The 12,967-nt window shown below is 66.8% G+C and carries 12 protein-coding genes; 6 read left to right on the forward strand and 6 right to left on the reverse strand.

What is annotated here, in order from left to right; all coding sequences use genetic code 11:
- Positions 1–341 precede the first annotated feature (341 nt).
- The gene (locus tag MJO58_RS16305) at positions 342–743 is read right to left on the reverse strand and encodes an SCO2097 family morphological protein (RefSeq protein ID WP_239720061.1); all 402 of its coding nucleotides are present in this window, start codon (positions 741–743) and stop codon (positions 342–344) included.
- 394 nt (positions 744–1,137) lie between these two features.
- Between MJO58_RS16305 and MJO58_RS16310 the strand changes: the two genes are divergently transcribed.
- Positions 1,138–1,740, forward strand: coding sequence for a GNAT family N-acetyltransferase (locus tag MJO58_RS16310; RefSeq protein WP_090603332.1), 603 nt, complete (start codon positions 1,138–1,140; stop codon positions 1,738–1,740).
- Positions 1,741–1,870: 130 nt separating this feature from the next.
- A complete protein-coding gene (gene lppM, locus MJO58_RS16315) occupies positions 1,871–2,518 on the forward strand; it encodes a lipoprotein LppM (RefSeq protein WP_090609195.1) in 648 nt (215 codons plus the stop codon).
- Here the strand turns inward: lppM and MJO58_RS16320 are convergent.
- A complete protein-coding gene (locus MJO58_RS16320) occupies positions 2,515–3,411 on the reverse strand; it encodes a mycobacterial-type methylenetetrahydrofolate reductase (protein WP_239720063.1) in 897 nt (298 codons plus the stop codon). The two genes, lppM and MJO58_RS16320, sit on opposite strands and share 4 nt — an antisense overlap.
- Before the next feature lie 219 nt (positions 3,412–3,630).
- Between MJO58_RS16320 and idsA2 the strand changes: the two genes are divergently transcribed.
- Positions 3,631–4,680: a bifunctional (2E,6E)-farnesyl/geranyl diphosphate synthase gene (idsA2, locus tag MJO58_RS16325; RefSeq protein WP_239720065.1), complete on the forward strand. Its 1,050-nt coding sequence runs from the start codon at positions 3,631–3,633 to the stop codon at positions 4,678–4,680.
- Positions 4,681–4,684: 4 nt separating this feature from the next.
- Positions 4,685–6,217, forward strand: coding sequence for an alpha-(1->6)-mannopyranosyltransferase A (locus tag MJO58_RS16330; protein WP_090603337.1), 1,533 nt, complete (start codon positions 4,685–4,687; stop codon positions 6,215–6,217).
- Between the two features lie 32 nt (positions 6,218–6,249).
- On the opposite strand, the gene MJO58_RS16335 is transcribed toward MJO58_RS16330, so the two are convergent.
- A complete protein-coding gene (locus MJO58_RS16335) occupies positions 6,250–6,654 on the reverse strand; it encodes an Rv2175c family DNA-binding protein (protein WP_090603340.1) in 405 nt (134 codons plus the stop codon).
- A 91-nt stretch (positions 6,655–6,745) separates the two neighbouring features.
- On the opposite strand from MJO58_RS16335, the gene MJO58_RS16340 reads away from it, so the two are divergent.
- Both MJO58_RS16340 and MJO58_RS16345 read left to right on the forward strand, forming a co-directional pair.
- On the forward strand, positions 6,746–7,978 hold the full coding sequence (locus MJO58_RS16340; protein ID WP_175364448.1) for a protein kinase domain-containing protein: 1,233 nt from the start codon (positions 6,746–6,748) through the stop codon (positions 7,976–7,978).
- 68 nt (positions 7,979–8,046) lie between these two features.
- Entirely contained in the window at positions 8,047–8,751 is a 705-nt protein-coding gene (locus MJO58_RS16345) for a TetR/AcrR family transcriptional regulator (protein ID WP_239720066.1), read from the forward strand.
- Here MJO58_RS16345 and MJO58_RS16350 read toward each other — a convergent pair.
- The 3 genes from MJO58_RS16350 to MJO58_RS28740 form a co-directional block, all read right to left on the reverse strand.
- Positions 8,729–9,814 (reverse strand): acetylserotonin O-methyltransferase, encoded by a 1,086-nt coding sequence (locus MJO58_RS16350; RefSeq protein WP_239720067.1) that lies wholly within the window; start codon positions 9,812–9,814, stop codon positions 8,729–8,731. The genes MJO58_RS16345 and MJO58_RS16350 overlap by 23 nt on opposite strands.
- A 606-nt stretch (positions 9,815–10,420) precedes the next feature.
- Positions 10,421–11,620 carry a PPE family protein gene (locus tag MJO58_RS28735; RefSeq protein ID WP_350355921.1) on the reverse strand — a complete coding sequence of 400 codons (1,200 nt, stop codon included), beginning with the start codon at positions 11,618–11,620 and terminating at the stop codon, positions 10,421–10,423.
- A 40-nt stretch (positions 11,621–11,660) separates the two neighbouring features.
- The gene (locus MJO58_RS28740) at positions 11,661–12,893 is read right to left on the reverse strand and encodes a PPE family protein (RefSeq protein ID WP_276553171.1); all 1,233 of its coding nucleotides are present in this window, start codon (positions 12,891–12,893) and stop codon (positions 11,661–11,663) included.
- Positions 12,894–12,967 lie beyond the last annotated feature (74 nt).

Below are 12,967 nucleotides of genomic sequence, written 5' to 3' on the forward strand. Positions count from 1 at the left end.
CCTCCTGTCGAGGCCGGGTCTCGGCTCGCCCAAACACTTCAGCCACCATACCCCACAGTCCCCCACTTTGCCCCATAAAAGAAGTGTCGTCGGGGTGTTTCGCTGCTCATTTGCCACCAGGCACCGGCGGGCGGCCGTAGACCGCCATCTCGGGCATCGCTGGCGGCCTCGGGAAACCGCATTTCAGACCACTAAGTCGGCCAGTGGGGCGAAGTGGGTCGCGTGGTGGGGCGAAGTGGGGCTCGGATTGGCCTCGATTAGGACTCGAATCGGGCTACCCGCACAAAAACAAGGGGTAGCCGCTTCGGCTACCCCTTAAGGTCTGGTGTTCGGTGGTTCGATTACTCGTCGAAGCGGCGGCGGAAGCGATCTTCCATGCGGCTCGTGAACGAGCCGCCGCCGCCTTTGTTGCGGCGTGGGCGCGAGCCCTGCGCCGGCCCGGACGGGCTGGGGCGCCCGGACATCCGCGGACCGGTGATGGCGAACACGACACCACCGAACATCACAACGAAGCCAACGACGCTGAGAATCGGGAAGTTGCCAATCATCGTGGCCTTGAACGCCACGCCGGAAACCAGCATCGCCAGACCGATAACGAAGAGCGCCGCACCCTGCAGACGGCGCCGCGCGGTCGGTGCGCGGAACCCCCCACCCCGTACGCTCGAAGCGAACTTGGGATCCTCGGCGTAGAGAGCGCTCTCGATCTGATCGAGCATCCGCTGCTCATGATCGGAGAGTGGCATTCGTCCCTCCTTGCCGACAGTTTGACACGTAACTATCGATAGCACGCGGATGCCCATGGTATAGGCAACTAAGTCAAATGATACGAGGTCAATCTGACCCGTACCACTGGTTCGCCCGCGATTCTATCTTCGTTGCTTCCCGACAATCATCGGGCCGCAACGCCGATGCGTTACAACACCCTTGCCGAAACCCTTGCCGAAACCCTTGCCGAAACCGACGCAGCGGTCGGCTGGTTGCCACCACCGCCCGGCAGCCGTTCGGCTCCGGACCCGATAATGGCGATACGGGCCCGGGGACCGACGGCGATCAAGTGCATGAGGCCCACCGGAAGCCCACCGGAAGCCAACGGAAGCCAACGGAAGCCACTGACTGTGACGAGGAGGACACCGCGAGTTGGCGATATTCCTCATCGATCTGCCGCCGAACGATATGGAGCGCCGTCTCAGTGACGCCCTCGGGGTCTACGTCGACGCGATGCGCTACCCGCGGGGTACCGAGAACCAGCGTGCGGCCATGTGGCTCGAACACATCCGCCGGCGCGGGTGGCAGGCGGCGGCCGCGGTAGAGGCGGACGCGGACCAGGGCGGCGCCGTGCCGTCGGCGTCCGAACTCAGCCAAGCGCCGTTGCTCGGGGTGGCCTACGGCTACCCGGGGGCGCCGGGCCAGTGGTGGCAGCAGCAGGTTGTCTTGGGCATGCAACGCGGCGGCTTGCCCCCGCAGCAGATCACGCAGTTGATGGACAGCTATTTCGAGCTGACCGAGCTGCACATTCATCCGCGCGCCCAGGGCCGCGGCATCGGCGAGGCGCTGGCCCGCCGGCTGCTCGCCGGCCGCTGCGAGCGCAATGTCCTGCTCTCGACGCCGGAAACCAACGGCGAGGCCAATCGTGCCTGGCGGTTGTATCGGCGGTTGGGCTTCAACGACATCATCCGCCGCTACCACTTCGCCGGTGACCCACGGGCATTCGCGATCCTGGGGCGCCCGCTGCCGCTCTGACAGCCTTGCCGGTGGACTCGCAAGCCGAAGACGTGGGCAGGCGTCACGCCAGATCTGGCACGATAACCTGGTGCGCGCCAGCTCTGTCCCACGTCGAACCCGTGCATCCACTCGCGTGCTGGCCATCGCGATGCTGATGCTGCTGGTCCCGCTGGCGACCGGATGCCTGCGGGCCAGAGCCTCGCTGACGATCTCGCCCGACGACCTGGTGTCCGGGGAGATCATCGCGGCAGCCAAACCGAAGACGCCGAAGGACACCGGCCCGCAGCTCGACACCAACAACCTGCCGTTCAACCAGAAGGTCGCGGTGTCGAACTACGACAGCGACGGCTACGTCGGGTCGCAGGCGGTGTTCTCGGACCTAACGTTCGGCGAGTTGCCGCAGCTGGCCAACATGAACTCCGACGCGGCCGGCGTGAATGTGTCACTGCGCCGCAACGGCAACGTGGTGATCCTGGAAGGCCGCGCGGATCTGACATCGCTGACCGATCCGGATGCCGATGTCGAGCTGACCGTCGCCTTTCCCGGGGTCGTGACGTCGACCAACGGCGACCGCGTCGATCCCGATGCGGTGTCGTGGAAGCTCAAGCCGGGCGTGGTCAGCACGATGACCGCCCAGGCGCGCTACACCGACCCCAACACCCGTTCCTTCACCGGCGCCGGGGTATGGCTGGGCATCGCCTCGTTCGCGGCCGCGGGCGTGGTCGCCCTCCTGGCCTGGATGAGCCGCGACCGCTCCGAGCGGTTCACCACGCCGGGCAATCAGCCGCCGAGCTAGACGCGCTGGGCAGGCGCCCAGTAGTTGATCATCTCGGCGAAGGTCGCAAACGCCGGGCTGGACAGCCCGTACGTCGCCTCCAGGTGGACACTCAGCGGAAAGCCGAGCTCGGCGACGCCGTCCACCACGCGCTTGTACAGGTCGAGCATCATCTGGCGCTTCTGGGGCGGTTCGCGGCCGGCCAGCTCCTTGACGAAGTCCTGCTCGGCGGCCACCGCGGCGTTGCCCGGGTCCTGAATAAGCCAGTTGATCAGGCCGGTCTTGTTCTCCATCTTCGGCACGAAGCCGAACGACAGCAGGATCTCGGGCCGATGATCGGTGGTCTTGGCGAACTCGGCCAAAAAGCCCACGATCGCATCCGAATACAGCAACTGGGTCATGCCGTAGGTGGCGCCCCGATCGCATTTGAAGTTGAACCGGCCGTGTTCACCGTCGCGGGTCGGGATCAGGATCACGCCGCGATTGGGCACCAGGTCGCGATAGATCGACAGGGCGTCGGTCGGCGCGACGCCGGAGCCCTCGCCGTCGTTCATGGTGCGCGGGACGCCGACGAACACGACGCCTTCCATGCCGGAGTCGGTGAGCGACGTGAGCCGCGCACGCAGCGTCGATTCGTCTGAGAACGCGGTGACCTGCGTGCAGAGGCCGCTGATCCCCGGCAGTTCGGGCTTGATCACCGACCAGAAGTCCAGGACGTCGAACTTTGGCTTCATCGCGATGGGCCGGTCGTCGTCCTCGGCGATGATGCCCGGAATCATCACATGACGAATGCGGCCGGTCAGACCGGACTCCGCGGAGTACCGCAGCACCTTGCGCGCCTCCTCTAGCGCCCGCTCCCGACCCTCGTCCACGTTCGGCGGCACCAGCTCGAGCGCGACGGTGTTGAGAGTCACGCGGCTCCTTTCCATCGGATCCATCGGACGAATCGCACCTCGCCAGCATAGGGGCGTCGAATTACCGCCCGGCTTGGCGGGGACCGGTGGTTATGGGGAGACGCCGATCACTATGACGCCGAATACACTGGTCGGGCCTAGCAGACACCAGGGCATGCCGAGGGAGAAAGGGGCGCCGCGCTGAGCCTGCAAACCCCAGCAGAAGCGGCAACCGTCGAGTTGACCGGCGCGATCGGCGAGCAACTTCGCCGGTACCTGCACGAGCGGCGTGCGGAGACTGCCTACATCGGCGCCGACTACACCGCATTGATCTCCGCTCTCGAAGACTTCGTGCTCAACGGGGGCAAACGGCTGCGTCCCGCCTTCGCGTATTGGGGATGGCGTGCGGTGGCCGACACCGAACCCGATACGCAAGTGCTGCTGCTGTTTTCCGCGCTGGAGCTGCTGCAGGCCTGCGCATTGGTGCACGACGACGTCATCGACGACTCCTCCACCCGCCGTGGCCGTCCGACGGTGCACGTCCATTTCGCTGCGGCACACCGCGCCCGGCAGTGGCGGGGCTCGGCAGAACGGTTCGGAATTTCGGCGGCCATCCTGCTCGGCGACGTCGCCCTGGCCTGGGCCGACGACATCGTGTTCGGGGCCGACCTGCCTGCGGATACGCAGCGCCGGGTCCGGCGGATCTGGGCCGATATCCGCACCGAGGTGCTCGGTGGCCAGTACCTAGACATCGTCGCGGAGGCCAGCGCCTCGGAGTCGATCGCGTCGCCGATGAACGTCGCCACGTTCAAGACCGCCTGTTACACGGTGACGCGACCGCTGCAACTCGGCGCCGCGGTCGCCGCCGATCGCCCGGACGTGCAGGCCGTCTTCCAGCGGTTCGGGACCGACCTCGGCGTGGCGTTCCAGCTGCGCGACGACGTGCTGGGAGTATTCGGCGATCCGAGGGTGACAGGCAAGCCGTCGGGTGACGACCTGCGCTCCGGCAAGCGCACGGTGCTGCTGGCCGAGGCAATGGAGTTAGCCGACAATTCAAACCCCTTGGCCGCCAACCTGTTACGGAGTTCGATCGGCGCGCCGTTGACCGACCCGCAAGTGGCCGAGCTGCGCGACGTGATCGAGTCGGTGGGCGCGCTTGCCGCGGCCGAGCAGCGGATCGCCACGCTGACCCAGCGGGCGCTGGCCGATCTCGCCGCCGCTCCCATCAGCGATGCCGCCAAGGCGGGACTCTCCGAACTGGCCAGAATGGCCACCGACCGGTCCGCCTAAGTCGATGACCACACCGGACACCGGCACGCCAACGGTGAAACGATCTGTTGCGCAGCGCCTTTCGGAGCTAAAGGAATTCGCTTCGGCGCCGCAGGCCCGCCCCGCGAAGCTGGGCTTCCTGGGTTCACTGCTGATCACCGCCGGCGGACTGGGGGCGGGAAGCACCAAGCCGCACGATCCCGTGCTGGAGTCAATCCACATGTCCTGGCTGCGATTTGGCCACGGTCTGGTGCTGTCGTCGATCTTGCTGTGGACTGGCGTGGCGCTGATGCTGATCGCGTGGCTGGCGCTGGGCCGCCGCGTGATGGCCGGTGAAACCACCGAATTCATGATGCGCGCCACCACCGGCTTCTGGCTGGCACCGCTGCTGCTCTCGGTGCCGGTGTTCAGCCGCGACACCTATTCCTATCTGGCCCAGGGTGCGCTGCTGCGCGACGGTTTCGATCCCTACGCGGTTGGTCCGGTGGCGAATCCGAATGTGTTGCTGGACAACGTAAGCCCGATTTGGACGATCACCACCGCGCCGTATGGTCCGGTGTTCATTCTCATTGCCAAGCTCGTCACGGTGGTGGCCGGAAATCATGTGATCCTCGGCACCATGCTGCTGCGGTTGTGCATGCTGCCCGGCTTGGCGCTGTTGATCTGGGCCGCTCCCCGGCTGGCCCACCACATCGGCACCAGCGGCGCGACCGCATTGTGGATCTGTGTGCTGAACCCGCTGGTGCTGATCCATCTGATGGGCGGGGTGCACAACGAGATGCTGATGGTAGGTCTGATGACCGCCGGTATCGCGCTCACCTTCGCACGCCGTCACGCCCTGGGCATTACCCTGGTCACGATCGCGGTGGCGGTCAAAGCCACTGCCGCACTGGCGTTGCCGTTTTTGGTCTGGGTGTGGATGCGGCACCTGCGCGACCAACGCGGCTATCAGCCGGTGCGGGCGTTCGCGGTGGCCACCGCGATGGGCCTGCTGATCTTCGTCGCGGTGTTCGGCATCCTGTCCGCGGTGGCCGGCGTCGGCCTGGGCTGGCTGACCGCGCTGGCCGGCTCGGTGAAGATCATCAACTGGCTGACCGTGCCGACCGCGGCTGCGAATGTGATCCATTGGGCCGTCAACGGTTTCGTTCCGGTCGACTTCTATGCCACGCTGCGCGTCACCCGCTTCATCGGCATCCTCATCATCGCGGTGTCCCTGCCCCTGCTGTGGTGGCGGTACCGCCGCGACGACCGGGGCGCGCTGACCGGGATGGCGTGGTCAATGTTGATCGTGGTGCTGTTCGTACCGGCCGCCCTGCCGTGGTACTACTCCTGGCCGCTGGCGGTGGCTTCCCCGCTGGCGCAGTCGCGACGGTGGATCGCGGTCATCGGTGGGCTCTCGACCTGGGCCATGGTGATCTTCAAGCCCGACGGATCGCACGGGATGTATTCCTGGACGCACTTCGCGATGGCCACGGCGGCGGCGCTGATTGCCTGGCGGGCGCTGTACCGAGCCCCGGAAGCACCCGCTGAGCAGGCCGAAGAACCTCTGGCCGCTTAGTACGCCTTTTAGTACGCCTTTTAGTACGCCTTTTAGTACGCCATCGCCTGGGCCCGGCGCACCACCTCACGGGCCTGATGGGCGTGCAACGCGTCGACGGGACGAGCGTTGCTGAGCGCATCCCTGCTGCCGTCGCGCGTCACCGTCAGCGACGCATCGGGGGTGAACAGCCAGCGCACGATCTCGGTCTCGTGATAGCCGCCGTCGTGCAGGATCGTCAGCAACCCCGGCAGGCTCTTGACCACCTCGCCGGAATTCGTAAAGAAGACCTGCGGTATCACCACCCCGCCGGCGCGGCGCACCGCAAGTAGGTGACCTTCTCGCAGCTGCTGCTGCACCTTGCTCACCGGCACGCCGAGCAATTCGGCGACCCGGGGCAGGTCGTAGGTTGGCTCGTCGGGATCCAGAACGTCGTCGCCGGCCGGAATACTGCCCACGGCGCAAGTGTAGGCCGTGCTAGTCGGGTGCGGCGGCGCCTTGAGCGGATGTTCTCCTCGCCATGCGCCGGCCCGCACCTACGATGGCCCCGTGACCAGACCCGGGACGGGCGACCCGTTGGACAGCACGTTGCTGGATGGCCGCTACCTGGTCCAGGACAAGATCGCCAGCGGCGGCACCTCGACGGTCTACCGCGGCCTCGACGTGCGGCTCGATCGTCCGGTCGCGCTGAAGGTGATGGATTCGCGCTATGCCGGTGACAGCCAGTTCCTTCATCGGTTTCAGCTCGAGGCGCGCACGGTGGCCCGACTGAAGAACCCGGGGCTGGTCGCCGTCTACGACCAGGGCCTGGACGCGCGTCACCCGTTTCTGGTGATGGAGCTGATCGAGGGCGGCACCCTGCGCGAGTTGCTGGCCGAACGCGGCCCGATGCCACCCCATGCCGTGGTGGCGGTGCTGCGGCCGGTGCTGGGCGGGCTGGCCGCCGCGCATCGCGCCGGGCTGGTGCATCGCGACGTCAAGCCCGAGAACGTGCTGATCTCCGACGATGGCGACGTCAAAATCGCCGATTTCGGGCTGGTGCGTGCGGTCGCGGCCGCCGGAATCACCTCGACCAGCGTCATTCTGGGCACCGCCGCCTACTTGTCGCCCGAACAGGTGCGCGACGGCAATGCCGGCCCGCGCAGCGATGTCTACTCCGCCGGAATCGTCACGTACGAGCTGCTGACCGGCGCTGCGCCGTTCACCGGCGACTCCCCGCTGTCGGTCGCCTACCAGCGGCTGGACCACGACGTGCCGCGTCCCGGCAGCGTGATCGAGGGCGTGCCACCGCAATTCGACGACTTCGTGGCGTGCGCGACCGCGCGCGATCCCGCGCAGCGCTACGCCGACGCGATCGAGATGCTCGCCGACGTGGAGGCGATTGCCGAGGAGCTGGACCTGCCCGACTTCCGGGTGCCGGCGCCGCGCAATTCCGCCCAGCACCGCTCGGCGGCACTGCACCACGGCCGGCGCAGCGAGCAGCGGCCCCCGGCGGCGCCACCGCAGGCGCCAATCCGCCAGCCCACCCGTGCGCTGACCCGCGGACCCGGCGACTGGCCGGAACCGGAGCCCCGCAACGAGGCCGACTCCGAACCCGAAGACGATTACGAATATCAGCCCGTGGCAGGCGAATTCGCCGGCATCCCGCTGAGCGAATTCGCGGTGGCACGTCAGAATGGCCGCCGTATGGTGCTGATCTGGGTGGCGCTGGTGCTGGCGCTGACCGGCCTGGCCGCGACGGCCGGATGGACGCTGGGCAGCAACCTGAGCGGCCTGCTGTGAGTGGCGACGCGCGGCCTTGCGCTGCTGAATGAGCTTTTCAATAGCGGTTGAAATGATATGGTTCGCCCGTGCCCTCACCTGGGGAAACGACGAAGCGACGAGGCAGACGTCAAGGCGAGCCGGTATCGCGCGACACGGTACTGCGCGCGGCAAAGCGCCAGTTCGCCATCAACGGGTACGACAAGACGCCGCTGCGGGCGATTGCCGACGATGCGCAAGTCGATCCGTCGATGATCCTCTATCTGTTCGGCTCGAAGGCGGAGTTGTTTCGCGAGTCGATGAAGTTGGTACTGCCGGCCGACCTGCTGACGACCGTGGTCGCCGAGAAGGACGACGACTTGGGCTACCGCGTGGTGCGGGCCTACCTCAGTATCTGGGAGCAACCCGAGACGGCCGCGAGTATGGCCTCGATGGTGCAGTCGGCGACGTCGAACAGCGATGCCAACCAAGCGTTCCGCGTCTTCCTGCACGACTATCTGCTGACCGCGGTGTCCGGTGCCATGGGCGGTGGCGACGAAGCACGACTGCGCGCGACGCTGGCCGCGACCAACCTCGTCGGCACCGCGATGTTGCGCTACATCATGCGGGTGCCGCCGCTGTCGTCGCTCGGGGTTGACGACGTCGTCAGGTTGCTGGGGCCTGCGGTGCACCGGTTCTTGACCGCGCCCGCCGCGGAGCTGGGACTGGAGCCCGCGCAACTGCCTGCCAAGTCGCCGCGAAAGAAGGCGAAGCCGCGCGCAGCCACCCCGGCTACACCGCGGTCGCCTCGATGATGCTGAGCGGCGACACGGTTTCGACGACCCGGTTCAACCGGAAACCGGCCTGATCGAATAGCCGGCGGTACTCGTCCGCGGTGCGTTCGCGCGCGCCGGCGACGACGAGCATTTCGATGTCCACCCACTTGCCATGGAAATCCCGGTCGTGGTCGGGAATGACGAACTCGCAGAGCAACAGTCGCGCGCCGGCGGGGGCCGCGGCGCGGACGTTCTTCAGGATGCGGACCGCGTCTTCCTCGGGCCAGTCGTGTATGACGTTCTTGAGCACATAGGCGTCGCCGCCCGCCGGCGCGGAATCGAAGAAGGAACCCTCGTCGATCCGGACGCGGCCGTCGACACCGTACTTGCGAAACAACTCCGGGGCGCCCGCCACGACCTCCGGAAGATCGAACAGCACGCCGCGCGAATTCGGAGCGGTCTGAAGGATCGCCGCCAGCAGGCGACCGTGTCCGCCGCCGACATCGACGATCGTGCCGAACGCGCCGAAGTCGTAGGCCGCGGTCAGGGGCACGGTCGCGAATTCGGACACGTTGGTCATGGCGGAGTTGAAAATCGCGCCCAGCTCGGCTTCGTCGGCCAGGTACTCGAAGGCCGGCTTGCCGCGAAGCTCCGGAAGCACCGGGTTCCCGGTCCGGACCGCATCGGTCAGGTGGCTCCAATGCTCCCGGTGCTGCGGCGATCCGACCCACCGCGCCATGCCCGCCATGGACACGGGCGCGTCGGTGCGCAGTGTTTCCGCGAGGGGGCTGAGCACGTAACGCCCGTCCTTGCGCTGGCTGAAAATCCCGATGCCGATCAATGCGCGCAGGAGCCGCCGCAGCGCGTCGGGTTCGGCGCCGACCCGGTCTGCCAACTGCTCGCCGGATAGCGGGCCGTTGGCCAAGGCGTCCGCCACGCCCAGATCCGCTGCGCACGCGATCGCCTGAGCAACCCACGCATTCAAGATCAGTTCCATCATCACCGCCGCAGGCGGAGCCGAACGTTGACGCAGCCGCGACAGCTGCTCGCGGACCCGCTCGACGGCTCGCGCAACCTTGACCGGCGGAACCTTAGACGTCAAGTGACTACCTTCCTCGTTCACCGTCGCCACCTGGACGCATCCCGTGGCCGTGTCTGTCTCGGGCGCTCGGACAGCAGCGACAGCCCGCCGATGCCTGCGCTCGGCAGGCGATCCACACCGCAGACCGAGCGCCGATGCGCCCCAAGGTACTTGTTCACCTCAACGCCGGTACTGCGCGGCCGATCACCCCGTCCGCGTAGCAACTATGCCTGCAAGCTTCTCGTATTTCAATGCGTATTGAAAAAATGCTATTTTCGATCTAGAGTTCTGACAGGGGGGTCAAATGAACGGAGTCGTCATGTCAGGTCTAGCCACCAAGATCGTCGTTGCGACGATCCTCGCGTTTACCGCCGTAACAGCGACCGGATGTGTTCCGGCGGCCAGCGTGGAACCACCACTCGGGGTTGCCGCGGGGTAATGGCGCATAGCGCCGAATACCTAAGCAGCACTTCGTAATACAGGAACAGCCAACCTCTGGCGCTGCGCCGCCATGACCCAATATCGATCGGGCGTTCACCTACCGGGTGCCACCTGGTGGGTGAACGCCTGTACCCGCTGACCACCTCGCGTCGGGGCTGACCGTCACTAGATCCACCATGCCGGCTCTCAGCCGGACGCGATTTGAGCCCTCTCCAACAGCCCATCCACGTTGAGCTGAGGCTGAATTCCTGCGGTACCCGCCAGACCTGGTGTGCTGCTCAGCCCGGCTAACACGGGCACCGCTCCCGCCGCGCCGGACGAGGTGGCGGCGACCGGCGCCACGGTGGGGCCGGTGATGATCGTGCCGGTGTTGACGACGATGACGGAGCCGCTGGCGAGGGTGACGTTGGTGCCGGCGCCGACCGCGGTGATGGACCCGCTCGGGACGGTGAAAGTGCCAGCGACGCCTGAGGAGCCAGAAAGGACAGTGAAGGTTCCGCTGTCGACGACGCCCGGAACGCCAAGGGAAACATCGGTGCCGGCGGCGAAGGTAAAGGGTAGTCCGCCGTTGATGTTGACGGTGACGGTCACCTGGGTGACGGCAAAGAACTCGGAATTTGCAGCGAATGCGACCGGGTAGCCGTTGCTGGCGGTGGCGGTGACGCCGGTGGTCAGGACGGCTCCGCCGGGCGCGACGTTGGCGGTGCTACCAGCAGGGAGGACGGGGTCGCCGGCGCTGGCGGTCGTGGTGAGTTGCTGGGAGCTGGTTTGTGCGCTGAGTTGCGCCAGTGATTGGGTGCGGGCGCTGGTGTTGGCGGCGGCCTGGGCCACCGCGCTGGATTGGTCACCCTGTCCCGCCTCGTTCGTGGTCTGCGGTGGGTCGTCAAAGGAGGCCAGGGTGCTGGCGATTTCGGAGTCGGCCGCATAGCCGTACATGGCGGTGGCGTCCTGAACCCACATCTGCATGTACTGCGCTTCGGTGGCCGCGATCGCCGGCGTGTTCTGCCCGAAGAAGTTGGTGGCGACCAGCGCGATCAGCTGTGCTCGGTTCGCCGCGATCACCGGTGGAGGCACCGTCATCGCGAACGCCGCCTCGTAAGCCGCCGCCGCCGCGGAGGCCTGGGCCCCGGTCTGCGCGGCCTGAGCAGCGGCAGTAGACAACCACTCCACATACGGCGTGGCCGCCGCGCTCATCAACAGCGACGAGGGGCCAGACCACGCCTGACCGGTCAATCCGGCCAGCTGCGCCGCATAACCGCTGGCCGTCGACTCCAGCTGGGCGGCCAGCGCGTCCCAACCCGCCGCGGCCTCCAGCAATGGCCCCGACCCCGGACCGGCATACATCAACCCGGAGTTCACCTCCGGAGGCAGCAACGCAAAATCCATGTCGCCCAGACCCTTCGGGTGCACCACGATTCGTCTACCTTCAACTGGCAACCGTCTGAGCCCACTCCAGCAGCCCGTCCGCATTGAGCTGCGGCTGAATGGCTGCGGTGCCCGCCAGGCCCGGCGCGGCCAGCCCGCTCACCGGGGCGGCCCCCACCGCGCTCGACGAACTCGGCGCGATCGGGGTGACGGAGGCGATGGTGACCGTACCGAACGCGTTGGTGATGGACGCGCCCGCGGGGCCGACGATGGCGGTGGCGGTGTTTGCGAAGGTCAGGATGGCGGCCTGCCCCCCGGCGACACCGGGCAGGGTGGCAGAGCCGTTGACCAGGGCGACCAGGACCTCCTGGAAGGACCCGGGAGTCAGCACGACGGGGTTGGCCCCGGCAGTGAAGTCAACGCCTCCCGGAATCAGAACACCGTCGGCGGAGCAGTCGATGATCGTGTGAATTGTGCTGCCGGGGTTCACAATTACCGAGCCGTAGGTGATGAGGTTAGTGCCAGGGCCGGTGACTGTGATCTCGCCACTGTTGATCAACATGCCCGTGTTGGTACCGAGGGTGATGGTGCTGCCCGGCGGGGCCGTCACCGTCTGGTCCGGAGCAACAGGCCCGACGGTGTCGGTGGTGGCGGAGCTCAGCGTGTGCATCGTGGCATTGCTCGTGGCCACCTGCTGTGTGGCGCTGGTCGCGTCCTCGGTCGTCTGCGCCATTGTCTGGGCCTGGGTCTGGGCGCCTTGCCCGACGGGGTTGGTGGTTTGTGGTGGGTCGTCAAAGGAGGTCAGGGTGCTGGCGATTTCGGAGTCGGCCGCATAGCCGTACATGGCGGTGGCGTCCTGAACCCACATCTGCATGTACTGCGCTTCGGTGGCCGCGATCGCCGGGGTGTTCTGCCCGAAGAAGTTGGTGGCGACCAGCGCGATCAGCTGTGCTCGGTTCGCCGCGATCACCGGTGGAGGCACCGTCATCGCGAACGCCGCCTCGTAAGCCGCCGCCGCCGCGGAGGCCTGGGCCCCGGTCTGCGCGGCCTGAGCAGCGGCAGTAGACAACCACTCCACATACGGCGTGGCCGCCGCGCTCATCAACAGCGACGAGGGGCCAGACCACGCCTGACCGGTCAATCCGGCCAGCTGCGCCGCATAACCGCTGGCCGTCGACTCCAGCTGGGCGGCCAGCGCGTCCCAACCCGCCGCGGCCTCCAGCAATGGCCCCGACCCCGGACCGGCATACATCAGCCCGGAGTTCACCTCCGGAGGCAGCAACGCAAAATCCATGTCAACGGCCCTTTCAGCGGTCGAGCATGCCTATTTCAATGCCCATTGAATATTTTTTCAACGGCCATAGAATA

The organism is Mycobacterium lentiflavum (assembly GCF_022374895.2).
GTDB classification, from domain to species: domain Bacteria; phylum Actinomycetota; class Actinomycetes; order Mycobacteriales; family Mycobacteriaceae; genus Mycobacterium; species Mycobacterium lentiflavum.